The following is a 25,372-nucleotide window of genomic DNA, read 5'->3' as shown; positions in this document are numbered from 1 at the left end:
CAGGCTGTTCGGCGAGCGCAAACTGCGGCTTCCCGAGTCTCCGTTGCACTCACATCCAGGCTAGCAGAGCCATCTCGCAACGATCCTCTGTGGGTGAGGACCGACACGCCTCCTCTCTGTTATCGATCCGCGCCGGTATCAGAGCGTCTCGCCACTCCCCGGCAGCGCGCGGTCGGGCAGCAGCAGGAAGCAGCAGCAGGCGAGCAGCAGCGCGCCCGCGCCGCACGCCAGCGCGGGCGTGTAAGTGCCGGTGGCGTCGTGCAGCCGGCCGAAGCCGATGATCCCCATCGCGGTGCCCGACAGAGCCAGCGGCATCGCGGTGCCGTAGATCTCGGCATAGGCGCGCAGGCCGAACAGTCGCGCCGCGAAGAAGGGCAGCAGGTCGTTCTCGGCACCGTTCATCAGCCCGGCGAGGAAGACGAGCAGCAGCAGCGTCGCCTGTCCCTGCGGCGCGAGCGCGAGCAGCACGAACGCCACCGCCGACACCAGCGCGAACCCCGCCGCCACGGGCTGCGGGCGCAGCCGGTCCACCAGCACACCGACCATGAGTCGCCCCGCGATCGCGCTCGCGGCGAAGGCGGTGAGCAGCAGCGCCGCCTGCGCCGCGCTCTGGCCGAACTCGATCCCGATCGGCACCAGCTGGGTCACCAGCCCGGTGGTAGCGGCATTGATCAGCAACGCTGAGGTGACCAGGATCCAGAAGCGCCGGTCGCGTCGTGCGTCGCGCGCCGACACGCCGCTCGCCTCGCTGGGCGGCGCGCGCGGCGCGACGATCGCACGCGGCGCGCGGCGGATCGCCAGCAGGATCAGCGGCAGCGCCAGCACCGAGCTTCCCGCCGCCAACGCGACGAAACCGTAGCGCCAGCCGTAACGTCCGATCACCCAGCCGAGTGCGGGAGCGGCGACGATGGTGGCGAGCGCCAGCCCCGAGGTGCCGAGCGCCAGCGCAAGCCCGCGGCGCCGTTCGAACGCCGCCGCGATCAGCTTGCCATACGCCAGGCTGCTCGTCCCCGGGATGGTGAGCACCAGAAGCACCACGCCGATCTGGTAGCGCCAGATCGCCCCGCCGATCGAGGCGAGCCACAGATAGGCGATGCCGAGCAGCAGCATCGAGGCGGTGATCACCGGCCGCACGCCGAACCGGTCGGCGGTGCGCCCGATCAGGGGCGCCGCGAGCGCGCCGAGCAGCGCGAGCCCGGCGGCGGTGGCGATCTCGCCGCGCGACCAGCCGAAGCTACGCTCCAGCCCCGGCGTGAAGAGGCTGGACAGATTCTGATAGAGGCCGGGGCCGAGGCCGGCGCCGAGCATCGCCGCCGAGACGAGAGGCCAACCCAGTCGCCACTCGTCCGTGCCCGCGGGCGGGGCACGTTCGGGGGCGGCGGGAGACGGTGGCTCGGTCAGCGGCGTGGTTCCTGCGTGCGGCGCGCGGCGCCGGATGGTCAACGCGGCCTGCGCGCTTTTGTTGGGCGACGCAACGCCGCTGCGGCACGCCGGCCGCGCGGTCCGGTCACAGCGCCAGACGCGTCGCCGCGCCCGCCGCGGCGAACAGCTCGGGTTCGGTCCCCGTCATCCACACCTGGCCGAGCGGGGCGAGCCGCTCGAACAGCGCGGCGCGGCGCGAAGGATCGAGGTGCGCGGCGATCTCGTCGAGCAGCAGCAACGGCGCGCGACCCGTGGCGCCAGCGACCAGCTCGGCGTGGGCGAGGACGATGCCGAGCAGCAACGCCTTCTGCTCGCCGGTCGAGGCGCTCGCGGCGGGGCGGGCCTTGTCGACGTGCGTGACGAGCAGGTCGGCACGGTGCGGACCCACGAGCGTGCGCCCCGCCGCGGCGTCCCTAGTGCGGCCCGCGCGCAGCTCGGCGGCGAGCGTTCCGGTGTCGCCGCTCCAGCCGGCGAGCGCGAGCGCGGCGCGCGGCACCGCGCCGGCGGGCTGCGCCGCCAGCGCCTCGCTCAGCGCCGCGACGGTGCGGCGGCGCGCGGCGTCGAGCGCGGCGCCGTGCTGCGCCATCTGCGCCTCCAGCGCCGCGAGCCAGTCGCGGTCGGGCACCGGCTCGGCGAGCAGGCGGTTGCGATCGCGCATCGCGGCCTCGTAGCGGGTGCCGTGGCGCGCGTGCTCGGGGGCGAGCGCCAGCGTGAGCCGATCGAGGAAGCGGCGGCGCTCGCCCGCCGCCTCCGTGAACAGTCGGTCCATCGCCGGGGTGAGCCACAGGACGGCGACCCGCTCGGCGAGCGCGCCCGCGCCCGTGGCGGCGCCGTTGACCCGCACCACGCGTCGCTCGGGCGCGCCCGCCAACGCGCCGGTGGCGAGGTCCACGCCGTCGCGCAGCGTCGCGGCCACGCCGAAGCCGCCCGGCCCGTCGGCGCGCGCGATCTCGGACAAGGCGGCGCGGCGTAGACCCCGGCCCGGCGCGAGCAGTGATACCGCCTCCAGCACGTTGGTCTTGCCCGCGCCGTTGGGGCCGGTGAGAATGACGAAGCCCGGCGCGGGGGCAAGGCTCAGCGCGGCGTGGTTGCGGACATCGGTGAGGACCAGGCGCGCGAGCATCGCCCGCGGCTGTAGGCGGTGCGGGCGTGAGCGGCAACGCGCCTCACGGTACCGCTGCCGGCGGCACGCGCGCAAGCAGGACCCGCCAGCCTGGGTCATGACGGCGGCGTGACGACTTGCGCCGTGCGGTTTGGCAGGCGATGGCCAAGGCATGTCCGACCATCCCGCTCCGACCCGCACCGGCCTGCTGCTCGGCGTCGGCGCCTTCGTCTGCTGGGGGCTGCTGCCGCTCTACCTGCACCTGCTCGACTCGGTGCCGGCGCTACAGGTGCTGGCCTATCGCGTGATCTTCTCGCTCCTGCTGCTCGTGCTGGTCGTCGTCGCGCTGGGGCGCGGGCGCGCGATCATGGAAAGGGCGCGCGGGCGCACGCTCGCGCTGCTGACCGCGACCGCGCTGCTGATCGCGGTCAATTGGTTCGTCTACATCTGGTCGGTGCAGAACGGCCATGTGCTCGAGGCGAGCCTGGGCTATTTCATCAATCCGCTGCTCAACGTGCTGCTGGGAGTGGCGGTGCTGCGCGAGCGGATCACGCGGGTGCAGGCCGGCGCCGTCGCGATCGCCGGGGTGGGCGTGATCCTGCTCGCGCTCGACGGCGGCGGCGCGCTGTGGATCTCGCTCGCGCTGGCCGTGAGCTTCGGGCTGTATGGGCTGATCCGCAAGGTGGTGGCGATCGACGCGCTCGGCGGGCTGCTGATCGAAACCGCGCTGCTGCTGCTGCCCGCGGTCGCGATCGTCGGCTGGGCACAGGCGCACGGCAGCGGCGCCTTCGGACAGGACACGCGCGTGGACGTGCTCTTGGTGCTCGCCGGCGCGGTGACCGCGGCGCCGCTGCTGATGTTCGCCGCGGCGGCGCGGCGGCTGCGCTATGCCACGCTGGGGCTGCTGCAATATATCGGGCCGACGCTGCAGTTCCTCGAGGCAGTGCTGATCTTCGGTGAGCCGCTCCGTCCGGCGCAGCTGCTGAGCTTCGCGCTGATCTGGACCGCCTGTGCGCTCTACGCGGTGGCGGGCTGGCGCGCGGCGCCCGCGGCGGAGCGGGACGCATAGCCGCACCCTCTTGCCGCGCCTGCACGGCTTTCCAGGCCGAAGTCACCTGCCGGACCGTCGTCCCGGCCCTGAGCCGGGATCCATGATGCGGCGAGGAGAGCGGCCGGAGCGTGCGCGGAACGATGGATCCCGGGGCAAGCCCGGGATGACGGCAGGCAAGGTCTAGTGCGCCGGCCCCGCTCTGCTCACGCGGTCGCCCGACCCGCGCCGCCGAACGAGGCGATCGCGGCGCCGAGCTCGCGCCGCGCGCGGCGGTAGGCGTGCGGCTCGCGGATGCCCAACCGTGCGCGGGCCGCGGCCAGCGGCTCGTCGAGCAGCGCCCTTGGATCCTCCGCCACCAGCCAGGCGGCCGCACGGCCGTGACGATAGCCCTCCCATACCGCGCGTGCGAACAAAGTGCTGCGAGTCACGGCCAGGCTTTTAAGTGCGGCCGCGACCGCGATCAGCGCCCAGCCGAGCCCGCCGACCTGGGCGAAGCTGAACGCGACCAGCGCCGCCTCGCCGAGCGGGTCGTCGGCCTGGTAGCCGGTGAGCACGTGCCAGAGATCGTGCAGGTCGCGGATGCGGCGACCCATCCAGCCATAGGGGTGCTCGGCACCCCAGGCGTCGGCATGGTCCGCCTCGCTGACCGCGACGAGGCCATCGGCGGTATAGCCGGTGGTGACAAGGAAATCGCGATAGGCGGCGCCGACCGTGCCGGGCGCGTGGCGCGCCACCGCCGTGGGATCGGCGAGCAGCGCGGCGAGCTCGGCGCGCTCATAGGCGATCCGGCCGCCGGCCGCCGACGCGATCAGCCGCGCGTAATTGGCGGGGGCGTTGCCGGTGTTGAGCGCGCGCATGATGCGGAAGACCTGCCGCGTGTCATCGGGATCGCGCATCAGTCTCCGCACCGCGTCGAGCGCGCCGCGCCAGTCGCGCCGTCCGCTGGTGCCGGGGTAGGGGGGCATGCGGGTCACGGGAAAGGCTCCTTACTGACAGGTTTGTCAATAAAAGAGACGCGTTGCCTCCGTCAAGCGTCGGGCTCGGGCGGGCTTGTCCGGTCATCCGCATCGCCGCGTCGGCCCAGCAGCGCGGTGGTGGCGATGTCCATCGTCACGTTGCCGACGGTGCGAACGATGTCGGGGATCGTCTCCACCGCCACCAGCAGCCCCAGCGGCGCGATCGGCGCCCCGATCGTCCCCGCGATCGGGGCAATCGCGCTGACATAGCTCACCGTGCCGGGCAGGCTGACCGAGCCGAGCGAGGTCAGTGTCGCCACCACCACCCCGATGGCCAGCGTCGCCGGCGACAGCGTGACGCCGAACCAGGTCGCCACGTAGATCGCCACCGCCAAGTTCATCGCCGGTCCAGTCGCGCGGAAGATCGCGACTGCCAGTGGCAGCGTCACGCCGGCGACCCGCACGTCCACGCCGAGGTCGCGCGCGCCCTCGATCATCGCCGGCATCGAGGCGAGCGAGCTCTGCGTGCTGATCGCCACCGCCTGCGCCGGCAGTGTCGCGCGCGCGAAAGCGCCCAGCGGTAGGTGCGCACCCAGCCGCGCGATCGGATAGGCCAGCAGCATCACCGCCACGCCCGAGGCGCTCACGATCAGAATGTAATGAATCAGCGCGCCGAACGCCCCGGTGCCGGCGCGCGCGCCCACCACCAGCGCCAGCGCCAGCACGCCAGCGGGCGCGATCCACAGCACCCAGTCGATCACCACCAGCATCGCGTCGCGCAGCGCGGTGAACAGGCGCACCAGCAGGTCGCGCTGCGCGCGCTCGATCCGCGCGATCGCGAAGGCGAAGACCAAGGTGAAGATGATCAGCGACAGGAACGCGTCGCTCGCCGCCGCCTGGAGCACGTTCTTGGGGACGATGCCGGCGAAGAACTCACCCAGCGGCGGCACCGCCGGCACCGCGCTCGCGTCGGACAAGGCGCCGCGCAGCGCCGCGGCCGAGGCCGCGGGAAGCGGGACGAGCGCGAGCAGCAGCGGCGTCAGCAATGCGGCGATCGTCGCCGAGGCGGCGAGCAGCGCGACGTAGAGCGCGATCGCGCGCGCGGCCAACCGACCGGCACGCGCCGCCTCCGCGGTCGCGGCGACGCCGGTGACCAGCAGCGAGACCACCAGCGGCACGATCGTCATCTGCAAGGCGTGGAGCCAGGCGGTGCCGAGCGGCTCGGCCACCGCCACCACGTTCGGCACCGCGCCGGGCGCCACGCGTGTCAGCGCGATGCCGGCGGCGAGGCCGGCGACCAGGGCAAGGAGGATACGGGTAGCCTGCGACATCAGCGCGCTCTTCGCCCTTCGTTCGTCATCGTTTATGGGAGCCCGTCAGCGGAGCGAAGGTAAGAGGCGATGGCAAGGAAATATTTCGGCACCGACGGTATTCGCGGGCTCACCAACACCGGCGCGATGACCGCGGAGATGGCGATGAAGGTCGGCATGGCCGCCGGGCGCCACTTCCTGCGCGGCGCGCATCGCCACCGTGTCGTGATCGGCAAGGACACGCGGCTGTCGGGCTATATGCTCGAGAGCGCGCTGCAGGCGGGCTTCACCAGCGTCGGCATGGACGTCACGCTGGTTGGGCCGATGCCGACGCCCGCGGTGGCGATGCTGACCAAGTCGATGCGCGCCGACATGGGCGTGATGATCTCGGCCAGCCACAATCCGTTCGCTGACAACGGCATCAAGTTGTTCGGCCCGGACGGGTACAAGCTCTCCGACGAGGACGAGGAGGCGATCGAGGCGGCGATCGACGGCGAGGTCGCGCTGGCCGCCGCGGGCGAGATCGGCCGCGCCAAGCGGATCGACGACGCGCGCGGGCGCTACATCCACTTCGCGAAGTCGACTTTCCCCAACGACCTGCGGCTCGACGGGCTCAAGGTGGTGGTCGATTGCGCCAACGGCGCCGCCTATCAGGTCGCGCCCGAGGCGTTGTGGGAGCTCGGCGCCGACCTCGTCCAGATCGGGGTCAGCCCCAATGGGCTCAACATCAACGATCGGATCGGCTCGACCCATCCCGAGGCGCTGTCGGCGGCGGTGGTGGAGCATGGCGCGGCGATCGGCATCGCGCTCGACGGCGACGCCGACCGGCTGATCGTGGTCGACGAGCGCGGTCGCGTGATCGACGGCGACCAGCTGATGGCGACGATCGCGGCGGGCTGGGCACGCGCCGGGCGACTCGCCGGGGGCGGGCTGGTCGCGACGGTCATGTCCAACCTCGGGCTGGAGCGGCATCTGTCGGCGCAGGGGCTGGGGCTGATCCGCACCAAGGTGGGCGACCGCTACGTGCTCGAGGCGATGCGACGGCGCGGCTACAATGTCGGCGGCGAGCAGTCGGGGCATATCATCCTGTCCGACTATGCCACCACGGGGGACGGGCTGGTCGCCGCGCTCCAGGTGCTGGCCGAACTGTGTCGTGCGGGCGCGCCGGCGAGCGAGGTGCTGCACCGTTTCGAGCCGCTGCCGCAGCTGCTCAAGAACGTGCGCTTCGCCGGCGGCAAGCCGCTCGAGCAGGAAGGGGTGAAGGCTGTGATCGCCGAGGCCGAGGCCGAGCTGGCGGGCAGCGGCCGCCTGGTCATTCGCCCCTCGGGCACGGAGCCGGTGATCCGCGTGATGGCAGAGGGCGACGATCCGCAGCAGGTCGAGCGCGTGGTGGACCGCATCTGCGACGCGGTGCGCGCCGCGGCGTGAGGGGGTAGGTGGGCGTGTTCCTCCTCTTCTTCCACCCCGGCGGACGCCGGGGTCCAGGTGGGGGACCGCGCTGAGTCCACGACGGCCTTCCCAACTGGACCCCGGCGTTCGCCGGGGGGCGGGGCGACGGCGGTTCGTCGCCTTAAGCCGGCAACGACGCCGAGGCGCAGGCAGTGTACTTCATACCACCCTCATCCCGCGTGACCTCGCGCGCGCACGGCGCTATGGCGCGCGCATGCTGGAGATGCGTCCCGATTGCGAGCGCTGCGGCGTCGATCTGCCCGCCGACGCGGGCGGCGCCTTCATCTGCTCGCTCGAATGTACCTATTGCGCCGACTGCGCCGACGAGCTCGACGAGCGCTGCCCGGGCTGCGGCGGCGAGCTGCTCGACCGCCCCGCGCGCGTCAGCGCGACGCTGAAGACATACCCCGCCGCGACCGAGCGGCGCCACCGCGGATGATGCCGCGCGTGCTGATCGTCGCCGGCTCGGACTCGGGCGGCGGCGCGGGGATCCAGGCCGACATCAAGACCGTCACGATGCTCGGCGGCCACGCCATGACCGCGATCACCGCGATCACCGCGCAGAACACGCTCGGCGTCCAGGCGGTCGCGGCGCTGTCGCCCGAGATGGTTCGGCAGCAGATGGCGAGCGTGGTCGCGGACCTCGGCGTCGACTCGGTCAAGATCGGGATGCTCGGCGGCGCCGAGATCGCCGCGGCGGTGGCCGACGAGCTGGCGGGCGGGCGCTACGGCGGCGCGATCGTGCTCGACCCGGTGATGGTGGCGAGCAGCGGCGCGGTGCTGGCCGACGCCGCCACGATCGCGGCGTTCGAGCGGCTGGCGCGGCTCAGCGCGCTGGTCACCCCGAACCTGCCCGAGCTGGCGGCACTATGCGGGGTCGACACGCTCGCGGCCGACGACGTGGCGACGGCAGCACGCGACTATGCCGCCGCGATCGGGACGCCGCTGCTGGTGAAGGGCGGACACGCCGAGGGCGCGGTCGTGGTGGATCGGCTGATCGGTGCCGGGGGCGAGATCCTGCGCTGGGAAGCGCCGCGGATCGACACGCGCCACAGTCACGGCACCGGCTGCACGCTGGCGAGCGCGGTCGCGGAGGGGCTCGCGCGCGGCCTCGCACTACCGCAGGCGATCGAGCGCGCGCGGATCTTCGTCCGGGTCGCGTTGCGCGAGGCGCCCGGGCTGGGCGGGGGGCACGGGCCGATGGGGCACGCGCGCGTCCGGCTCGACGTCGCCGCGGCGGCGCCGACGCTCAACCAAGTGACGCTGCCGATGACCGACCACGCCGCGACGCTCGCTTTCTATCGCGGGCTGGGGCTAACGCCGATCGTCGCCAGCGATGAGCGCTATGCGCGCTTCGAGAGCGTCGGCGGCGCGACGCTGTCGATCGAGGCGGCGCAGGAGCTCCACGGCCAGCCGCTCGTCTTCCTCGAGGTCGCCGACGTCGATGCGGCGATGGCGCAGGCGCGCGCCGCCGGCGTCTCGGTCGAAGAGGCGCGCGACCGACCCTGGGGCTGGCGCGAGGCGCGGCTATACGATCCCTCGGGCAATGCTCTGTGCCTCTACCAGGCGGGCGAGAACCGCCGCTTCCCGCCGTGGCGGCTCTGATGCCGGGGCTGCTCCACGAGAAGCGCTGCGTGCCGCCGGTCGCGGGCGTCGACGAGGCCGGGCGCGGGCCGCTCGCCGGGCCGGTGGTCGCCGCCGCGGTGGTGCTGCCCGCCAGAGGCGTGCCGCGCGGGATCGACGATTCGAAGAAGCTTCCCGCGAGCGAGCGCGCCCGGCTTTACGCCCGGCTGCGCGACTGCGCGATCATCGGCGTCGGCATCGTCGAGCCCGCCGAGATCGACACGCTCAACATCTATTGGGCGACGATGAAGGCGATGACGCTCGCGGTCGACGAGCTGGCGCGCGCGCTGGGCGACGGGCCCGGGCACGTGCTGGTCGATGGCAACCGGCTGCCGCGCTGGGGCTATGCCGCCACCGCGATCGTCGGCGGCGACGCGCAGAGTCGCTCGATCGCCGCCGCCTCGATCGTCGCCAAGCACACGCGCGACCAGATCATGATCGCCGCGGCCGAATCACATCCGCAGTACGGCTGGCACTCGAACAAGGGCTACGGTTGCCCCGCGCACCTGCGCGCGCTGCGCGAGCACGGGCCGTCGCCGCTCCACCGCCGCAGCTTCGCCCCGGTGGCGCAGGCGGTTCTGCCGTTCTGAGTCTTTTCCGTCACACCACCATATATCGAGTCAACGCCGCCGCGGGTGACTCAACATATGGACGTGGACTCATCTTGTTCCGCTAGCGACTCGGCTTCCGTCCGCGAGTCGCGTGGTAAAAGGCGGCTTGACGGAGCGGCGTTTCGGCGGCCTCTTACGCGGGCAAAGGGGAGCTGATCGATGGGGGTGATGGACAAGGTCGCGCGGTCGCGGCGCGCGGCGGAGCCGGCAGAATCGCCGCTCCCGCTCGACCAGATCGTGATGGGCGATTGCATCGCGGCGATGCGCGCGCTGCCGGCCAAGTCGGTCGACATGGTCTTCGCCGACCCGCCCTATAATCTCCAGCTCGGCGGCGAGCTGTTCCGGCCCGATGGCAGCCACGTCGACGCGGTGACCGACGATTGGGACAAGTTCGACACCTTCGCCGCCTATGACGCTTTCACGCGCGCGTGGCTGGCGGAGGCGCACCGCATCCTCAAGGACGACGGCACGATCTGGGTGATCGGCAGCTACCACAACATTTTCCGGGTCGGCGCCGCGGTGCAGGACCTGGGCTACTGGATCCTCAACGACATCGTGTGGCGCAAGGCCAACCCGATGCCCAACTTCCGCGGCACGCGCTTCACCAACGCGCACGAGACGCTGATCTGGGCGTCGAAGGGCGAGAAAGCGAAGTACACGTTCAACTATCGCAGCATGAAGACGCTCAACGACGAGCTGCAGATGCGCTCCGACTGGGAGTTCCCGATCTGCGGGGGGCAGGAGCGGCTCAAGAAGGGCGGGGTGAAGGTCCACCCGACGCAGAAGCCCGAGGCGCTGATCTATCGCGTCCTGCTCGCCTGCACCAAGCCGGGCGACGTCGTGCTCGATCCCTTCTTCGGCACCGGCACCACCGGCGCGGTGGCGAAGCGGCTGGGGCGTCGCTGGATCGGGATCGAGCGCGAGCTGGCCTATATCGACGCCGCGGCGGAGCGGATCGCGGCCGCACTGCCGCTCGACGAATCGGCGCTGGCGACGATGCAGAGCCCGCGCGGCGCACCCAAGGTGGCGTTCGGCGTGCTGGTCGAGAACGGCTATCTCACCCCCGGCACCGTGCTGGTCGACGCCAAGCGGCGGCACAGCGCGACGGTGCGCGCCGACGGCTCGCTGGCGAGCCTGTGCGGTGCCACCGGCTCGATCCACAAGGTGGGCGCGACCGTGCAGCAGGCGCCCGCGTGCAACGGCTGGACCTTCTGGCACCGCGAGGTCGACGGCGCGCTCGAACCGATCGACCGTGTGCGCCAGACGTACCTGCTGGCGACGCAGCCGTAAGTCTTCGGATTGAGGGTTGGCGCTCCTCGCCTGCAAGGGCGGCGCGGGCCTTGGCTTGCCCCCGGCAAGCCAAGATGGTGTCCGGGGGGCACCATCTCGCCCGCACTGGCAGGCCGAAGGCCTGACGGACGGGTGTCGCCGGTGATTAGGCGCGGGACGTTCGCCAGCGGCGACACCCCACCGTCGCGCGGCGCGCGCCACCTCCCCTTACACGGGAGGACATCAAGACTGCCGCCGCTTGGGCGGCGTCGTTAACCGCGCTAGCAAGGGGGCACCGCCCAGCAGAAGGTCCGTTCGATGCGCCTCCGCCCCGTCCACTTCGTCGACGCGCCCTTCGTTTACCCGGAAGAAACCGTGGTGCGGCTCGCCGGCGGGCTGCAATGGTACGCCGCGTATGAGGTGAGCGGCGACGGTCCACGCCGCGTCGTCCCCGTCGGCGAGATGGCGAAGCTCGGCGATCGCGCCGCGTTGCTCCACGCGCGCTTCACCACGCCGCGCGCGCCGCTGATGCTCGGCGAGCGTGTGCTGCGGCTCGACCAGCCGCAGGTCGCCGCGATCCTCAACGTCACCCCCGACAGCTTCTCCGACGGTGGCGCGCACCGGGACGACCCCGCCGCCGCGGCCGCGGCGGGCATGGCGCTGGCCGGTGCGGGGGCCGCACTGATCGACGTCGGCGGTGAGTCGACCCGGCCCGGCGCCGCGCTCGTCTGGGAGGAGGACGAGGCGCGCCGCGTCGCGCCGGTGGTCGAGCGGCTCGCCCGCGCCGGCGCGCTGGTCTCGGTCGACACGCGCAAGGCGCCGGTGATGGAGGCCGCGCTCGCCGCCGGCGCGGCGATCGTCAACGACGTCTCGGCGCTGCTGTGGGACGAGCGCGCGCTCGACGTGGTGAAGCGCAGCGGCGCGCCCGTGATCCTGATGCACTCGCCCGATCCGAAGGCCGGTGGGCACGGCCGGGTGACGTACGACGACGTGGTCGGTGAGGTGTTCGACTGGCTCGAGGCGCGGGTCGAGGCGGTCGTCGCCGCCGGGGTCGATCGTGCCCGCGTCATCGTCGACCCCGGTATCGGCTTCGGCAAGTCGCTCGCGGACAATCTCGCGCTACTGAACGGCCTGGCGATGTTCCACGGCCTCGGGTGCGCGGTGATGCTGGGGGCGAGCCGCAAGCGGCTGATCGGCGCGCTCAGCAACGAGGCGCCGGTGGAACAGCGGCTCGGCGGCTCGGTCGCGCTCGCGCTCAAGGGCGCCGAGGCGGGCGTGCAACTGCTGCGAGTCCATGACGTGGCCGAGACGGTGCAGGCGCTGCGCGTCTGGCGTGGCCTGCGCGATCGCGCTCTTGTGGGGTAAGGGGCGTGCTCCCGCGCACGCAGCAGCGGAGAGCCAGTAACATCCGTGCCCGCGACGTTGGGCGTCGGCGATCGCCGGAGTTCGACGCGGCACGCCCTCGGTTCGCGTGCCGGACAGCGGGTCTCCCAACAAGCTCTGTAACATTTGGTTTCGTACGTGCAACAGCCCCGCCTAACGCGCGTTAGCGCGGCATGATCGTTACAGCCGTTCCCCGCCTCACTCAGATCGTGCGCGAAGTCTGGAAGCCGCTGACCCTGCTGTTCATCTGGGACGTGATCGTGACGGTCACCTATTACGTCCTCCCGTTCAAGGCGCCCGAGCTGCCGCTGACGCTGTTCGGCTCCGCGCTGGCGCTGTTCCTCGGCTTTCGCAGCAATTCGGCCTATCAGCGTTGGTGGGAGGGGCGATCGCTGTGGGGGCTGATGATCAACGCCAGCCGCAATCTCGCGCGCGCCGCCCGCAACTTCCTCCCCGATCCGGACGGGCGCGACATGAAGCGCACGATCGTCCTGCGCCAGATCGCTTATGTGAACGCGCTTCGCTGTCAGCTGCGCAAGCAGAAGGCCGACGACGAGGTGCTACGCTTCCTGTCAAAGGGGGAGGCGGATTTCGCGCTGTCGCGCACCAACATCGCCAACGGTATCGTCGACGGCACGGGCCGGCGGATCGATCTGGCGCGCGCGAACGGCTGGATCGATACGATCCAGCAGGCCTCGATCGAGCGCGTGCTGATCGACATCGCCAACGCGCAGGGCGGCATGGAGCGGCTCAAGAACACGCCGCTGCCCAATCAATATCGCTTCTTTCCGATGGTGTTCACCCATCTGTTCTGCATCCTGCTGCCGATCGGGCTGGTCGAGACGCTGGGCTTCGCCACACCGCTGGGCTCGACCGTGGCAGGGCTGATGTTCCTGGCGGTCCTGGCCATCGGCGACGACCTCGTCGACCCGTTCGCCAACACCGTCCACGACCTGCCGCTGTCGGCGATGTGCCGCACGATCGAGATCGACCTGCTGCAATCGATCGGCGAGGAAGCACCCGAACCGATGACGCCCGACAACGGCGTGCTGTGGTGAGCACGCCGCCACGCGAGCGTCAGCGAACGTCCTCGACCTGCGGCAGATAGGCGGCATAGCCTTCCGCTTCCATGTCGTCGCGATGGACGAAGCGGAGCGACGCCGAGTTGATGCAATAGCGTAGTCCGCCGCGATCGCGCGGGCCGTCGTCGAACACGTGGCCGAGATGGCTGTCGCCATGGGCTGAGCGCACCTCGGTGCGAGTCATGAAGTGCGAGCGGTCGACGAGCTCGGCGACGTTGGCGGGCTCTACCGGCTTGGTGAAGCTGGGCCAGCCGCAGCCCGACTCATATTTGTCCGCGCTGGCGAATAGCGGCTCGCCCGATACCACGTCGACGTAGATGCCGGGCTCCTTATTGTAGAGCAGCTCGCCGGTGCCGGGCCGCTCGGTGCCGTTCTGCTGGGTGACGCGATACTGCTCCGGCGTGAGCCGCGCGATCGCCTCGTCCGTCTTGCGATAGTCCGTCATGCAACCTCCGTTGACGCATAGATAAGGAGCGCTGGCGCGGGTTGCGAGACCGTGGAGGGTGCTGAGCGATTGACCCGTTGCGGTGAGTCACGCGTCGCTGAAGCGATCGAGGCGCAGCGCGGCAGGCATCGAATAACCATCTGACAGGGGGCGAGACGTTGGCCGCAAGGCGCGTCAGGATCCGTCACGCCGCTGCTACGCCACCGCCGTAATGCGTCAGCCGCAGGATTGAGGTGTGTCTCCAGCCATCTCTATCGGCCCCGCCCGACGGCGAGCCCTCGTCGTCCATGGGGGGTAAAACATTGATCTCGATATTCTTGGCGGCAGCGATGTCGTCGACCGCCATCGTCGCGCCCGGAGCCGACGCCAGCGAACCGCCGAGCACGTCGGCGCCGGACACGGTCACCACCGGCGTCGCCAGGGGGCGCGACCGGCTCGACAGCGCCACCTCTACCAGCAGCCTCAGGGCCGCCGACGTCGAGAAGCTGGCGCCGCGCTCGGTCGCCGACCTGCTGCGCGACATCCCCGGCATCCGCTCCGAAGCATCGACGGGCGAGGGCCTGGTGAGCCTCAGCGTGCGCGGCCTGCCGCTCGCCTCGTCGGGGATCAAGTTCGTCCAGCTCCAGGAGGACGGCCTGCCCGTGCTCGAGTTCGGCGACATGCAGGGGCTCGGCGCCGACGGGATGGTGCGCGCCGACCTCAACCTCGCGCAGGTGGAAGTGATCCGCGGCGGCTCGGCCTCGACCTTCGCCTCCAACTCGCCGGGTGGGCTGGTCAACTTCATTTCCAAGACCGGTGAGATCGAGGGCGGCGCGGTCGCGCTGACCGCCGGGCTCGACTATGGCCAGTATCGCATCGACGCCGACCAGGGCGGCCAGCTCGGCGACACATGGCGCTACCATATCGGCGGCTACTACCGTCGCGGCGAGGGGCCGCGCACCGCGGGCTATGACGCCCAGCGCGGCGGCCAGGTGAAGCTCAACCTCACCAAGACCTTCGATGGCGGCTATGTGCGGCTGTACGGCAAGTATCTCGACGATCGCACGCCATACTACGACGTCGTGCCGATGCGCGCGACCGGGTCCGAGCGGCGTCCGGCGCCGCGTCCCTTGGCGAGCTTCGACATCGGCTCGGGGGTGCTGCTGTCGCGCTCGATCCGCGACGTGCTCGTGCTCGACAGTACAAATCAGCCGGCACGGCACGACGTTGGCGACGGCCAGCGCACGCGCTCGCTCAGTGGCGGAGTCGAGGCGCAGATCGACGTGGCCGACTGGACGGTGACCGAGCGGTTCCGCGTCAGCAGCACGTCGGGCGCGCTGGTAAGCCCGTTTGCGACCATGTTCCTGCCGGCCGCGCGCGCTGCGAGCCTCGCCGGTGTCGGCGGGCAGCTGTCCTATGCCAACGGGCCGCTCGCGGGCCAGGTGATCGCCGATCCCGCTAGCCTGAACGGCAACGGGCTCGTCGGCCTGCTCAGCATCCTCGACCTGCGCATTCGCGACTATGGCAATGTCACCAGCGACACGCGCGCCAGCCGTGCCGTGCGCATGGGCGAGGGCGAGCTAACGCTGACCGGCGGCTTCTACGCGGCGCGCCAGATGCTCGACCGCGACACTCTTTGGAGCACGATGCTCTCCGACGTGCGCGGCGACGGCAAGGCGGCGCTGGTCGACCTCAGCACCGCGACCGGCGCGCGGCTGACCGACAAGGGCGTGCTCGCCTATCAGTTCACGCCGCTGGCGGGGAAGCGACGGCGGAGCATGGACCTCGACTATGCCGTCAACGCGCCCTTCGCCTCGGTCAACTACCATGTCGGCGCGGTCGCGATGGGCGGGAGCCTGCGCTACGACACGGGGAGTGCCAGTGGCCGCCTATATGGCTCGGACCTCGGCGGCGGGCGCATCGCCACCGTGACGCGTGACATCGACGGTGACGGCCGCATCTCCGCGCCAGAGACCAAGGTCGGCATCACGCCGCTGACCTCGCCAGCGCCACTCGAGTATACCTACCATTATCTGTCCTATTCGACCGGCATCAACTGGCACCTCGCCGAGCCGTTCGCGCTGTTCGCGCGCTACAGCCGCGGCGCACGCGCCAACGCGGATCGCCTGCTGTTCAGCCCCATCGTCGACTCGGTGACCGGCGCGCTGGCGCTGCCGCGAGCCGCCTATGACCCGGTGCGTCAGGCCGAGTTGGGGGCCAAGTTCCGGCAGGACGGGCTGACCTTCAACGTCACCGGTTTCTGGGCGACGGCGCAAGACAGCAATACCGATCAGGTGACGACCGAGCCGATCGAGCGCGACTATCAGGCGCACGGCATCGAGCTGGAGGGCGGGGTGCGGCACGGCATCTTCGCCTTCAATGGCGGCGCGACGCTGACTCACGCCGAGATCACGCGCGACGCGGTCAACCCGCACTTCGAGAGCAACACGCCGCGCCATCAGGCCAAGCTGACCTTCCAGGCGACGCCGCAGCTCGTCACCGAGCGGTTCAGCCTGGGCGCGGTGTTCATCGGCACCACCGGCAGCTACGCGCAGGACAACGACCTGCTGCGCATACCCGGCTATGTCACCACCGGCGCCTTCGTGCAGGTGCGTGCGGCCGAGCGGCTGTCGCTCGGACTGAACGCGAGCAACCTGTTCGACGTGACCGCGATCAGCGGCTTCGACGACGCGGCGATCCCGCCGAGCGGGATCCTGCGCGCGCGCGTGCTCAACGGGCGGACGGTGTCGGCGACGGCGCGGCTCGACTTCTGAGCCGGTGGCGGTGGTGGCGCGGCCGCGTCATCCCCGCTCGACCGCGCGGCGCGGCGCGGCGGCGAGCAGCTGATCCAGGGAGACGGGCTCGAAACCGTGCACGTCGACGCCCACGTCATGCTGGCGCTTCATCGGCGCGAGCCGACCGTGGCTGTGGCCGTGCAGGTTGATCGCGCCGCGGTGCTGCCCGTTCCAGCTGCGGAAAGGGTAGTGGCCGAGTACCAGCTTGCGTCCGTCGAGCTCGAGCTCGGCATAGTCGCCGACGCTCGCCCAGCCCGGTGCCGCGAGCGTCGCCGCGGGATCGTTGTTGCCGCGCAGCAGGTGCTTGGTCCCGTTCAGCCGGGCCAGCAGCGGCGCCACCGCCTCGGCGCGGCGCGCGACATCGCCGAGGTGCCAGACCGTGTCCGCGGGCGCGACCGTGGCGTTCCAGCGCTCGACCAGCAGCGCGTCCATCGCCGCCACGTCGGGGAAGGGGCGGCGCCAGATGTTGATCGTGCGGTGGTCGCCGAAGTGCGTGTCGGCGGTGAACCAGATTGTCATGTCCAGTAGAGCAGCCGCGCGGCGGGCAGCGCCGTCGCCAGCTTCGCCTCGAAGAAGGCGCGCAGGGCGCGCATCGTCGCGGCGTCGTACACCTGCTTCTCGCCGCCGAACTTGGTCCGCTTGGTGGCGCGATCCTGCCCGCTCATGTCGAGCGACGAGCCGGGATACCAGCTCTCCAGCACCGTGCGCGACGTGGCGGTGTAGCGGTGCGTGATCAGCTCGACGGTGAGGTCGAGCCCGGGCGCGCCCGCCAGCGCGGCGGCGGCATCGTCGATCAGCGTGCCATAGGCGCTCTCCCAGCCCGGCGCGGCGATGATCGGCGCGATCGTGAGGCCGACGGGATAGCCGGCGTCCGCCATCAGCCGCAGCGCGCGCAGCCGCGCCGCGACCGGCGCGGTGCCGCCCTCGAAGCGCGCGAAGGCGGTCGGGTTGATCGAGGCGCGCATCCGCGTGTGGCCGCCGTGGTCGAGCGCGAGCAGCGGGGCAACATCGGCGAATTTGGTGGTGAAGCGCAGCTGCGCCTCGGCCTTCCAGCGTCCGAACCAGGCGATCGCGACCGAGAGCGATCCGGTCAGCGGCTCCAGCGCGAGCGGGTCGGTATAGCAGGACGCCTCGAAGGTGGTGCCCTCGCCGGCGCGGGCGCGCTGGCGCGAGGTGACGGTGCCGCGCCCGAGATGATCGGGCAGCACCGCCAATATCTCCTCCAGATTGGCGTAGACCCGCGTTATCGGCGGCCCCTGCAGTGAGCCGGCGAGATAGCAGTAGCTGCAATGCGCCGGACAGCCCTCGGCGAGGTCGACGCGCCAATCGGCGCTGGGCGCGATCGGCTGGAGCCGTCGCTTGGAGGGCGGCGCGACGGTCACCGCCAGCGTCGCCTTCGCCGCGGCATAGGCGCGGCGCGGATCGTCCGGCAGGTCGAGCGCGAGCCGGTCACCGGGCAGCTCGATCACGTCGACGCCCGCGGCGCCCGCGCGCGCGGCGATCGCGCGGCCGTGGGCGAAGCCGCGCGCGGCGCGCGTGATCAGCAGCCGGCGCGGGCGCCAGACGACGGGGCGGGGAAGGTCTGTCGCGAGCGCCACCCTGGGCGAACGAGCCGGGACCCGCAGGGTTCAGCCTAAATTCGAAGATGTTACGGCGGATGACCCCAAGCGGCGCGGCGCGATTGCGCCGGGCATCGAGGTGCCTTAATCGACTGGCACAGTGACTCGTTGAGGACGCCTGCTCTGATGACTTCGAAGATCCTGCTGGGACTCTCGCTCGTAAGCTCCCTCGCCGCGACGCCGCTGACGGCCCAGACCCGACCGGCCACCGCCCCCGCGCCGGCTACCGCGGCCGCGTCAGCCGGCCCGCGCTACGGCGCGTTCGGCGTCGACCTGACCGCGCGTGACACCGCGGTGAAGCCCGGCGACGACTTCTGGACCTATGCCAACGGCCAGTGGGACAAGACCACGCCGATCGCGGCCGACCGCCAGTCCGCCGGCCCAGCGGTGGTGCTGAGCGACGAGGCCGAGCTCCAGGTCCGCCGCATCCTGGAGGAGGCGACCAGCGATCCCGCCGCGATCGGCCCCGCGGCGCCGCAGATCGGCGCACTCTATGCCAGCTTCATGGACCAGGCCGCGATCGAGCGCGCCGGCACCGCGCCACTCGCGCCCTATTTCGCCAAGATCGACGCCGCGCGCGACCGCGCGCAGCTCCAGCGCCTGTTCGCCACCGTCGGCTATGCCTCTCCCGTCGAGATCGGCCAGCTGCCCGACCCGTCCGACCCGACGCGCTACGTCGCCAACTGGGGGCAGGGCTCGCTCGGCATGGGCGGGCGCGACTATTACCTGCTGCCCGGCGCCAAGTACGACGCCTATCGCGCCGCCTACCGCCGCTATGTCGAGCAGGTGCTGACGCTCGCCGGGATCAGCGACGCGGCGGCGCGCGCCGATCGGATCGTCGCGCTGGAGACCGCGATGGCGAAGGTGCAATGGTCGCCGGTCGAGCAGCGCGACCTCGCCAAGATGCTCAAGCCGATGACGGTCGCGCAGCGCCGCGCGCTCGCACCGGAGTTCGATTTCGCCGCGATGGAGACGACGGCGGGCTATCGCAACCAGCCGGTGCTGATCGTCAGCGACGACACCGCGCTGACCGCGCTGGGCAAGATCTTCGCCGCGACGCCGGTGAGCACCTGGCAGGACTGGATGAAGTTCCGCCTCGCCTCGAGCCAGGCCGCGGTGCTGCCCAAGGCGTTCGACGATGCCAGCTTCGCTTTCTATGGCAGGACGCTGAGCGACCAGCCCGAGCAGCGCGCACGGTGGAAGCGTGGCGTGGCGCTGGTCAACGGCGCGATGGGCGAGGCGGTCGGCAAGGTCTATGTCGCGCGCTTCTACCCGCCCGAGAGCGAGGCCAAGATGGCCGAGCTGATCAAGAACCTGCGGGGCGCCTATCGCGAGCGGATCGAGGGCAACAGCTGGATGGATGCCGCGACCAAGCAGGCCGCACTGGCCAAGCTGGCCGCGTTCGAGCCGCGCACCGGCCACCCTGCGACGTACATCGACTATTCGTCACTCAAGGTCGTGCGCGGCGATCCGCTCGGCAACAACATGCGCGCGGCCGAGTTCGAGCATCAGCTTGATCTCAGCCGCTTTCCCAAGCCGGTCGATCGCAGCCTGTGGGGCATGACGCCGCAGACCGTGAACGCTTACTACGACCCGCTGGCGAACCAGATCACCTTCCCCGCCGCGATCCTGCAGCCGCCCTTCTTCGATCCCAAGGCGGACGTGGCGGTGAACTACGGCGCGATCGGCGCGGTGATCGGGCACGAGATGGGGCACGGCTTCGACGACCAGGGCAGCCAATTCTCCGCCTCGGGCAAGTTCGAGAATTGGTGGACGCCGGCGACCCGCGAGGCTTTCACCAAGCGCACCGGGGTGCTGGTCGGCCAGTACGACCAGTATGAGCCGATCCCGGGCGTGAAGGTGAAGGGCGCGCTGACGCTGGGCGAGAACATCGGCGACCTCGGCGGGATCGAGGCGGCCTATTCGGCGTACCAGCGCTACCAGGCCGAGCACGGTAAGGCGCCGGTGATCGACGGGCTGACCGGCGACCAGCGCTTCTTCCTGGCCTATGCCCAGGCGTGGCGGAGCAAGATCCGCGAGGGGGCGCTGCGCGCGCGGCTGCTCACCGACCCGCACTCGCCCGCCTTCTACCGCGTCAACGGCATCGTCCGTAACGTCGACGCCTGGTACGACGCCTTCGCGGTCAAGCCGGGCGACAAGCTGTACCTCGCGCCCAAGGATCGGGTGAAGATCTGGTGAGGGTGGCGGTTTAGCGCACCGCGGAAAGCCGGAGCAGACCCACCCTCCCCGTCATCCCCGCGCAGGCGGGGATCCATAACCGCTGACGTGGCGCCTCTATCGTGAGCGTCAGCGTGTCTGGATCCCCGCCTGCGCGGGGATGACGGTAAGGGGCGAGAATGGCGAAGCGAGGGCGCAGCGACGTCCTGGCACCTAACCCACGTTGCTTTCGGGCTACCCGCGCGTTGGCGCTGGCATGACGCTGCTGATCCCGCTGCTGGGCGACCAGCTCACCCCCTCGCTCGCCAGCCTGCGCGACGTCGACCGCGGCGACGCGGTCGTGCTGATGATGGAGGTGTGGGACGAGGCCAGCTACGTGCGCCATCACCAGAAGAAGATCGCGCTGATCTTCTCGGCGATGCGCCACTTCGCCGCGGCGCTGCGCGACGATGGCTGGGCGGTCGACTATGTCGCGCTCGACGCGCCCGGCAACACACAGAGCTTCACCGGCGAGGTCGAGCGCGGCGCCCAGCGTCACCGTGCCAGCGCGATCCGCACCGTCGCGGGCGGCGAGTATCGCGTCCGCCAGGCGCAGGACGGCTGGGCCGCTCGCACCGGCCTGCCGGTCGAGATCCTCGAGGACGACCGCTTCGTCTGCCCGCTGCCCGACTTCTTCGCCTGGGCACAGCGCTCGCGCGAGAAACGGATGGAGTTCTTCTACCGCGAGATGCGCCGCCGCACCGGCATGCTGATGGACGCGGACGGCAAACCCGAGGGCGGCCAGTGGAACTTCGACCACGACAATCGCGCCGGGCCGACCGCCGGGCGCAACTATCCCGCGCCGCTGCGCTTCGCTCCCGACGAGACGACGCGCGACGTGCTCGCCCTGGTGGCGACGCGTTTCGGCGACCATTTCGGCGCGCTCGAGCCGTTCGCGCTGCCGGTCACCCGAGCGCAGGCGTTGCAGGCGCTCGATCAGTTCGTCGACGAGGCGCTGCCCGATTTCGGCCGTTACCAGGACGCGATGGTGGCGGGGCAGGACTATCTGTTCCACTCCAGCCTGTCGCTATGCCTCAATCTCGGGCTGCTCGGACCCGTGGAGGTGTGCGAGGCGGCGGTACGCGCCTATGAGCGCGGGCGCGCGCCGATCAACTCGGTCGAGGGCTTCGTCCGCCAGATCATCGGCTGGCGCGAATATATGCGCGGCATGTACTGGTGGGACATGCCCGCGTTCGCCGAGCGCAACGCGCTGGGAGCGTCGCGCCCGCTGCCCGACTTCTACTGGACCGGCGAGACCGACATGCGCTGCCTGGCCGAGGCGGTCGACCAGACCCGGCGAGAGGCCTATGCGCACCATATCCAGCGGCTGATGGTGCTCGGCAATTTCGCGCTGCTCGCGGGGGTGGCACCGGCGGCGATCTCGGACTGGTTCCTGGTGGTCTATTTCGACGCCTACGAGTGGGTCGAGCTGCCCAACGTGGTGGGGATGAGCCAGTTCGCCGATGGCGGGGTGATCGCGTCCAAGCCCTATGTCGCGAGCGGCGCCTATATCGACCGCATGTCCGATTACTGCGGGCGGTGCCGCTACGACGTCAAGAAGAAGACGGGCGAGGGGGCGTGCCCGTTCAACGCGCTCTACTGGGACTTCCTCGCGCGCCACGAGCAGCGGTTCGCGCGCAACCCGCGGATGCGCAACGTCTATGCGACGTGGCGGCGGTTCGACGACGCGCGCCGGGCCGAGTATCGCGACAGCGCGCGCGCGTTCCTCGAGACGCTGGAGCCGGCAGCGCCGGGCTGGGCGCGGGAGCAGACGGCGTAGGAACGAGGGCGTTCGCCGAAGCGCCGTCCCCCGACGGAGGCCGGGGTCCAGTTGGGGGGAGGGCAGTGTCACTCATGATGGTCCGCCCAACTGGGCCCCGGCCTTCGCCGGGGAACAGTGGAGCGGGTAGGGGCCCTCTACGAGCTCAGAATCGCGCGCGAACACCGACGCGGTAGATCCGCCCCAGCGTGTCGTACAGTGCCGGGTTCACGTCGAGGCCGGTGTTGGTCTGCGGCGAAGGTTCCGGATCGTGGTCGAACAGATTGTCGACCTTGAAGTACATGCTGACCTCCTTCGTCACGTTCACCCCGCTCCCGATGTCGAAGTAGAAGGCACCCTTCATGCGATTATAGTCGATCGTCGGGTTGGCGGTCGTCGACACCGGGCAAGTGCCGGGGTCACAGACGACATATTGGTTACCAATCACGCCGTTGCTGAACCAGCGCTGTTGCAAGGTGAGGTTGAACTTGTCGTTCTCATAGGTCTGGATCGCGAGCAGCTTCCAGTCGGGCGTCGCGCCCGAGTTGGCGCCGGCGGTATCGACCGGCACCGTGCCGGGCAGGCCGGGATCGGTGACAAACTTGATCACGTGTGTCGCCAGCGCGCGCATGGTGAAGCTGCCGCCGAGCGAGAGCGGGTTGCGCCACTGGTAGCTGGCCTCGATGTCGAACCCGTCGGTGTCGATCGAGGCGAGGTTGAACGACTGGACGTTGACGAACTTGGAGTCGCCGTCGAGGTTGAAGGCGCCGCACGTGTCGGGGATGTTCGACACCACGCAGAGATTGACGATCTGCTGGGCCGACAGGCTGGAGACAACGTCCTTCACCTTGATCTTGTAATAGTCGAACGACAGGCTCAGCCCCGGTGCCCAGCTCGGCTGCGACAGCACCGCGCCCAGCTCCGTGCTGCGCGCCGTCTCCGGGCGAAGCGCCGAATTGCCGATCGTGTTCTGGATGATCAGCACCTGCTGGCCGTTGGGATTGGCCGCGGTCGGGCGCGGGTCGGTGAAGTTCGGCACGGTGGTGGTGACCGGCGCGGCGAACAGCTCGGAGAGGTTGGGCGCGCGCACGTCGCGTGACGTCACCGCGCGCAGGCGGAAGCCGTCGATCGGCGTCTCCCAGGTGCCGCCGATCTTCCAGGCATAGATTACGCCCGAGGTAGAGTAGCGCGTCGACCGGCCAGCGACGTTGACGTTCGCCTTGCCCAGCGCGGCCGAGTCGAGCAGCGGCAGGTTGAGCTCGACGAAGCTCTCGACCACGTCATACTTGCCGCGGCCGTTCTTGTAATTGCCCGCGTACCAGTTGCTGCCGTCGGTGGCGTTGAGGATCGGGTCGGCCGGGTAGAGCGCCGAGTTCGGGCTGAGGTCGGTCACGCCCGCGCCATAGGGGTCAGCGCGCACACGATAGGCTTCCTTGCGATACTCGACGCCCATCGCGATCGCGAGCGGCCCGGCCCAGAGATCGACCGGGGTGCCCGAGATGCTCGCGCCGGCGGCGTCCTGCGTCTGCCGGGTGTGCTGGAACGGACCGTTCTCCGGCACGATATAGGCCAACGCCTCGGACGACGGCTGGAAGTTGCCGAAGATGTTGATCGGGCGACAGCCCTGCGCGCGCGCCACCGGATTGGCGCAGACGATCTCGCCGTTCAGGCGGACGGCGTTGATCGCCTGGTCGTAGCGGCGGTTGATGCTGATGTTGTCGACGTTGATGTCGGTGATGTTGATGCCGTGCTCGTAGTAGAGATCGTAGGTCCAGTCGTCTCCGAACAGGTCTGCCTTGCCTTTCAGGCCGCCGACGAAGCGATACTGGCGCCGATCGGTGTTGACCTTGATGTTGGGCAGGATCGCGTTGCTCAGGCCATAAGAGAAACTGGTGATGTTGTTTGCGGCGCATCCGGCCGCGATCGAGGCGGGCAGATAGGGGTTGGCGCACTGGATCGTCAGCCCGGTGCGGGCGGCGCCGGGGTTGGGTTGGTTGTTGCTTTTCACCTGCGCGATATTGGCGGTGACGTAGAGCTCCATGTCGGGCGTCACGTCGAAGCCGACGCGGGTATAACCGTTGATCCGCTCCAGCCCCGATTGAAGCGAGGTGCCCGATCCGACATGGCCCGACTGGTCGCCGCCGACGCAGAAGCCGACATAGCAGCCGATCACGCTGCCGCCCGCGGTCTTCGACGGGACGCCGTTCGAGCCATAGTTGAACGGCACCGGATTGCCGCTGGCGTCGAACGCGGTGCCCTGCAGCGGGCCGGCCGAGATCAGCCCGTACTTGGTGTACTGATAGGCTTGGCCGTGATCGCGGTAGAGGAACTGCGGGTTGCCGTTGTTGCGGATGCCGGTGTCGACCAGCGTGGTGGCGCGATACCAGTCGCGGCTGCCGGCGAGATCCTCGCCGAAATCGCCGGGGCCGACGCCCTGGTCCTTGGCATATTCGGTGCTGACGACGAGGTGGAGCCGGTCGTCGGCGAAGGCATGTCCCGCGGCGGCCTGGAGCAGCACCTGGCCGCCGTCGCCATAGGTCGTGACACCGGTCTGCGCGTTGGCCTTGAACCCCTCGAAGCGCGTGTCGGTGACGAAGTTGATCACGCCGCCGACCGCGTCCGAGCCGTAGGAGGCGGAGGCACCGCCGGTGACGATGTCGACCCGCTTGATGAGCAGCTGCGGGAATTGGCTGATGTCGGGCACGCCAGTGACGTTGGCGCCGACCACGCGTTGGCCGTCGAGCAGGGTGAGCGTGCGGATCGTACCCAGGCCGCGCAGCGAGAAGGAGCTGAGCCCCTGCGTGCCGCTCGAGGTGCTGAACGTGCCCGTCGCCGCGCCGGTCGAGCCCTGGAGCGAGGGCAATTGCGCGATCGTATTGAAGATGTTGGGCTGCGCGTTGCGCGCGATCTGCTCTTCGCCGACCACGGTGGTGGGCGTCGGCGCGTTGAAGCCGCTCGCGGTGATGCGCGAGCCGGTGACGATGATGTCCGAGCCGCTCGCCGGCGCCTGCTCGCTCGCCTGGTCGGCCAATGTGATCGACGTGTCTGGGGCGGCGGTGACCGTGCCGGATGCGGTGGCGGGCACGTCGCCCGCGGGTGGCTGGGTCTGCGCCGCGGCAGGTGTGGCGACGAGGACGATCGCCAGCGCCGCGACACTGGTAGCGTTACCAAATCGGCTGGCGAGGTTTGAGCGCTTGACCGTGATCATCATCCATCCCCTGAGAAGGGCCCGCGCTGTCGCTGCGGTGCCGCTGGTCGCTGCGCGGCGCTATAGTCGATCGATGCGGCAGCATCATCTAC

At 70.4% G+C, this 25,372-nt stretch carries 20 protein-coding genes; 11 read left to right on the top strand and 9 right to left on the bottom strand.

Translation table 11 applies throughout. The features are described from left to right. Positions 1 to 138 precede the first annotated feature (138 nt). Together FHY02_RS14400 and recF are read right to left on the bottom strand one after the other, a co-directional pair. The gene (locus FHY02_RS14400) at positions 139 to 1,443 is read right to left on the bottom strand and encodes an MFS transporter (protein WP_183923343.1); all 1,305 of its coding nucleotides are present in this window, start codon (positions 1,441 to 1,443) and stop codon (positions 139 to 141) included. 64 nt (positions 1,444 to 1,507) lie between these two features. Then, a complete protein-coding gene (gene recF / locus FHY02_RS14395) occupies positions 1,508 to 2,545 on the bottom strand; it encodes a DNA replication/repair protein RecF (protein ID WP_183923341.1) in 1,038 nt (345 codons plus the stop codon). Between the two features lie 151 nt (positions 2,546 to 2,696). Between recF and rarD the strand changes: the two genes are divergently transcribed. Then, positions 2,697 to 3,593: an EamA family transporter RarD gene (rarD, locus tag FHY02_RS14390; protein ID WP_183923339.1), complete on the top strand. Its 897-nt coding sequence runs from the start codon at positions 2,697 to 2,699 to the stop codon at positions 3,591 to 3,593. 185 nt (positions 3,594 to 3,778) lie between these two features. On the opposite strand, the gene FHY02_RS14385 is transcribed toward rarD, so the two are convergent. Together FHY02_RS14385 and FHY02_RS14380 are read right to left on the bottom strand one after the other, a co-directional pair. Further along, positions 3,779 to 4,540, bottom strand: a complete 762-nt coding sequence (locus tag FHY02_RS14385) for a Coq4 family protein (RefSeq protein ID WP_221198677.1) — start codon at positions 4,538 to 4,540, stop codon at positions 3,779 to 3,781. A gap of 62 nt (positions 4,541 to 4,602) precedes the next feature. Beyond that, the gene (locus tag FHY02_RS14380) at positions 4,603 to 5,862 is read right to left on the bottom strand and encodes a dicarboxylate/amino acid:cation symporter (protein WP_183923334.1); all 1,260 of its coding nucleotides are present in this window, start codon (positions 5,860 to 5,862) and stop codon (positions 4,603 to 4,605) included. Between the two features lie 69 nt (positions 5,863 to 5,931). Between FHY02_RS14380 and glmM the strand changes: the two genes are divergently transcribed. The 7 genes from glmM to FHY02_RS14345 all read left to right on the top strand — a co-directional run bounded on the left by glmM (position 5,932) and on the right by FHY02_RS14345 (position 13,234). After that, positions 5,932 to 7,269 (top strand): phosphoglucosamine mutase, encoded by a 1,338-nt coding sequence (glmM, locus tag FHY02_RS14375; RefSeq protein WP_183923329.1) that lies wholly within the window; start codon positions 5,932 to 5,934, stop codon positions 7,267 to 7,269. Positions 7,270 to 7,504: 235 nt separating this feature from the next. Beyond that, positions 7,505 to 7,729, top strand: a complete 225-nt coding sequence (locus tag FHY02_RS14370; RefSeq protein WP_183923327.1) for a DUF1272 domain-containing protein — start codon at positions 7,505 to 7,507, stop codon at positions 7,727 to 7,729. Next, on the top strand, positions 7,726 to 8,895 hold the full coding sequence (thiD, locus tag FHY02_RS14365; protein ID WP_183923324.1) for a bifunctional hydroxymethylpyrimidine kinase/phosphomethylpyrimidine kinase: 1,170 nt from the start codon (positions 7,726 to 7,728) through the stop codon (positions 8,893 to 8,895). The genes FHY02_RS14370 and thiD overlap by 4 nt, the downstream gene beginning before the upstream one ends. Continuing rightward, positions 8,895 to 9,503 (top strand): ribonuclease HII, encoded by a 609-nt coding sequence (locus FHY02_RS14360; protein ID WP_183923321.1) that lies wholly within the window; start codon positions 8,895 to 8,897, stop codon positions 9,501 to 9,503. The genes thiD and FHY02_RS14360 overlap by 1 nt, the downstream gene beginning before the upstream one ends. Positions 9,504 to 9,683: 180 nt before the next feature. Then, on the top strand, positions 9,684 to 10,814 hold the full coding sequence (locus FHY02_RS14355) for a site-specific DNA-methyltransferase (RefSeq protein WP_183923318.1): 1,131 nt from the start codon (positions 9,684 to 9,686) through the stop codon (positions 10,812 to 10,814). Positions 10,815 to 11,111: 297 nt separating this feature from the next. After that, complete coding sequence (gene folP / locus FHY02_RS14350; protein ID WP_183923315.1) at positions 11,112 to 12,158, top strand: dihydropteroate synthase; 1,047 nt, start codon at positions 11,112 to 11,114, stop codon at positions 12,156 to 12,158. Positions 12,159 to 12,349: 191 nt separating this feature from the next. Continuing rightward, a complete protein-coding gene (locus FHY02_RS14345) occupies positions 12,350 to 13,234 on the top strand; it encodes a bestrophin family protein (protein ID WP_183923313.1) in 885 nt (294 codons plus the stop codon). Positions 13,235 to 13,253: 19 nt separating this feature from the next. Here the strand turns inward: FHY02_RS14345 and msrB are convergent, their stop codons facing one another. After that, positions 13,254 to 13,703 carry a peptide-methionine (R)-S-oxide reductase MsrB gene (msrB, locus tag FHY02_RS14340; protein WP_183923310.1) on the bottom strand — a complete coding sequence of 150 codons (450 nt, stop codon included), beginning with the start codon at positions 13,701 to 13,703 and terminating at the stop codon, positions 13,254 to 13,256. Positions 13,704 to 13,887: 184 nt separating this feature from the next. Next, positions 13,888 to 14,049 carry a hypothetical protein gene (locus FHY02_RS14335; RefSeq protein ID WP_183923762.1) on the bottom strand — a complete coding sequence of 54 codons (162 nt, stop codon included), beginning with the start codon at positions 14,047 to 14,049 and terminating at the stop codon, positions 13,888 to 13,890. On the opposite strand from FHY02_RS14335, the gene FHY02_RS14330 reads away from it, so the two are divergent. Next, positions 14,033 to 16,456 (top strand): TonB-dependent receptor domain-containing protein, encoded by a 2,424-nt coding sequence (locus tag FHY02_RS14330; protein ID WP_260172905.1) that lies wholly within the window; start codon positions 14,033 to 14,035, stop codon positions 16,454 to 16,456. The genes FHY02_RS14335 and FHY02_RS14330 overlap by 17 nt on opposite strands. Positions 16,457 to 16,483: 27 nt before the next feature. On the opposite strand, the gene FHY02_RS14325 is transcribed toward FHY02_RS14330, so the two are convergent. Both FHY02_RS14325 and FHY02_RS14320 read right to left on the bottom strand, forming a co-directional pair. Continuing rightward, entirely contained in the window at positions 16,484 to 16,996 is a 513-nt protein-coding gene (locus FHY02_RS14325; protein ID WP_183923304.1) for a metallophosphoesterase family protein, read from the bottom strand. Then, positions 16,993 to 18,075 carry a spore photoproduct lyase family protein gene (locus FHY02_RS14320; protein ID WP_183923302.1) on the bottom strand — a complete coding sequence of 361 codons (1,083 nt, stop codon included), beginning with the start codon at positions 18,073 to 18,075 and terminating at the stop codon, positions 16,993 to 16,995. The genes FHY02_RS14325 and FHY02_RS14320 overlap by 4 nt, the downstream gene beginning before the upstream one ends. A gap of 147 nt (positions 18,076 to 18,222) precedes the next feature. Here FHY02_RS14320 and FHY02_RS14315 point away from each other — a divergent pair, with 147 nt between their 5' ends. Together FHY02_RS14315 and FHY02_RS14310 are read left to right on the top strand one after the other, a co-directional pair. After that, positions 18,223 to 20,295, top strand: coding sequence for a M13 family metallopeptidase (locus FHY02_RS14315; protein WP_183923300.1), 2,073 nt, complete (start codon positions 18,223 to 18,225; stop codon positions 20,293 to 20,295). Between the two features lie 235 nt (positions 20,296 to 20,530). Further along, positions 20,531 to 22,093, top strand: a complete 1,563-nt coding sequence (locus FHY02_RS14310) for a cryptochrome/photolyase family protein (protein WP_183923297.1) — start codon at positions 20,531 to 20,533, stop codon at positions 22,091 to 22,093. 145 nt (positions 22,094 to 22,238) lie between these two features. On the opposite strand, the gene FHY02_RS14305 is transcribed toward FHY02_RS14310, so the two are convergent. Further along, positions 22,239 to 25,280, bottom strand: coding sequence for a TonB-dependent siderophore receptor (locus FHY02_RS14305; protein ID WP_183923295.1), 3,042 nt, complete (start codon positions 25,278 to 25,280; stop codon positions 22,239 to 22,241). Between the last annotated feature and the right edge of the window lie 92 nt (positions 25,281 to 25,372).

Source organism: Sphingomonas sp. BK069, from assembly GCF_014193405.1.
In the GTDB taxonomy this organism is placed as follows: Bacteria; Pseudomonadota; Alphaproteobacteria; order Sphingomonadales; family Sphingomonadaceae; genus Sphingomonas.
Note: the sequence above shows the minus strand (reverse complement) of the source record. Positions and strands in the feature narration are given on the sequence as shown.

Coding starts and splice junctions, on each gene's coding strand:
- FHY02_RS14310 (WP_183923297.1), top strand. CDS start 20,531: ATGACGCTGCTGATCCCGCTGCTGGGCGACCAGCTCACCCCCTCGCTC.
- rarD (WP_183923339.1), top strand. CDS start 2,697: ATGTCCGACCATCCCGCTCCGACCCGCACCGGCCTGCTGCTCGGCGTC.
- FHY02_RS14315 (WP_183923300.1), top strand. CDS start 18,223: ATGACTTCGAAGATCCTGCTGGGACTCTCGCTCGTAAGCTCCCTCGCC.
- FHY02_RS14370 (WP_183923327.1), top strand. CDS start 7,505: ATGCTGGAGATGCGTCCCGATTGCGAGCGCTGCGGCGTCGATCTGCCC.
- FHY02_RS14330 (WP_260172905.1), top strand. CDS start 14,033: ATGTCGTCGACCGCCATCGTCGCGCCCGGAGCCGACGCCAGCGAACCG.
- FHY02_RS14305 (WP_183923295.1), bottom strand. CDS start 25,280: ATGATCACGGTCAAGCGCTCAAACCTCGCCAGCCGATTTGGTAACGCT.
- FHY02_RS14380 (WP_183923334.1), bottom strand. CDS start 5,862: ATGTCGCAGGCTACCCGTATCCTCCTTGCCCTGGTCGCCGGCCTCGCC.
- msrB (WP_183923310.1), bottom strand. CDS start 13,703: ATGACGGACTATCGCAAGACGGACGAGGCGATCGCGCGGCTCACGCCG.
- FHY02_RS14360 (WP_183923321.1), top strand. CDS start 8,895: ATGCCGGGGCTGCTCCACGAGAAGCGCTGCGTGCCGCCGGTCGCGGGC.
- FHY02_RS14355 (WP_183923318.1), top strand. CDS start 9,684: ATGGGGGTGATGGACAAGGTCGCGCGGTCGCGGCGCGCGGCGGAGCCG.
- folP (WP_183923315.1), top strand. CDS start 11,112: ATGCGCCTCCGCCCCGTCCACTTCGTCGACGCGCCCTTCGTTTACCCG.
- recF (WP_183923341.1), bottom strand. CDS start 2,545: ATGCTCGCGCGCCTGGTCCTCACCGATGTCCGCAACCACGCCGCGCTG.
- FHY02_RS14385 (WP_221198677.1), bottom strand. CDS start 4,540: ATGCCCCCCTACCCCGGCACCAGCGGACGGCGCGACTGGCGCGGCGCG.
- FHY02_RS14345 (WP_183923313.1), top strand. CDS start 12,350: ATGATCGTTACAGCCGTTCCCCGCCTCACTCAGATCGTGCGCGAAGTC.
- FHY02_RS14325 (WP_183923304.1), bottom strand. CDS start 16,996: ATGACAATCTGGTTCACCGCCGACACGCACTTCGGCGACCACCGCACG.
- glmM (WP_183923329.1), top strand. CDS start 5,932: ATGGCAAGGAAATATTTCGGCACCGACGGTATTCGCGGGCTCACCAAC.
- FHY02_RS14335 (WP_183923762.1), bottom strand. CDS start 14,049: ATGGCGGTCGACGACATCGCTGCCGCCAAGAATATCGAGATCAATGTT.
- thiD (WP_183923324.1), top strand. CDS start 7,726: ATGATGCCGCGCGTGCTGATCGTCGCCGGCTCGGACTCGGGCGGCGGC.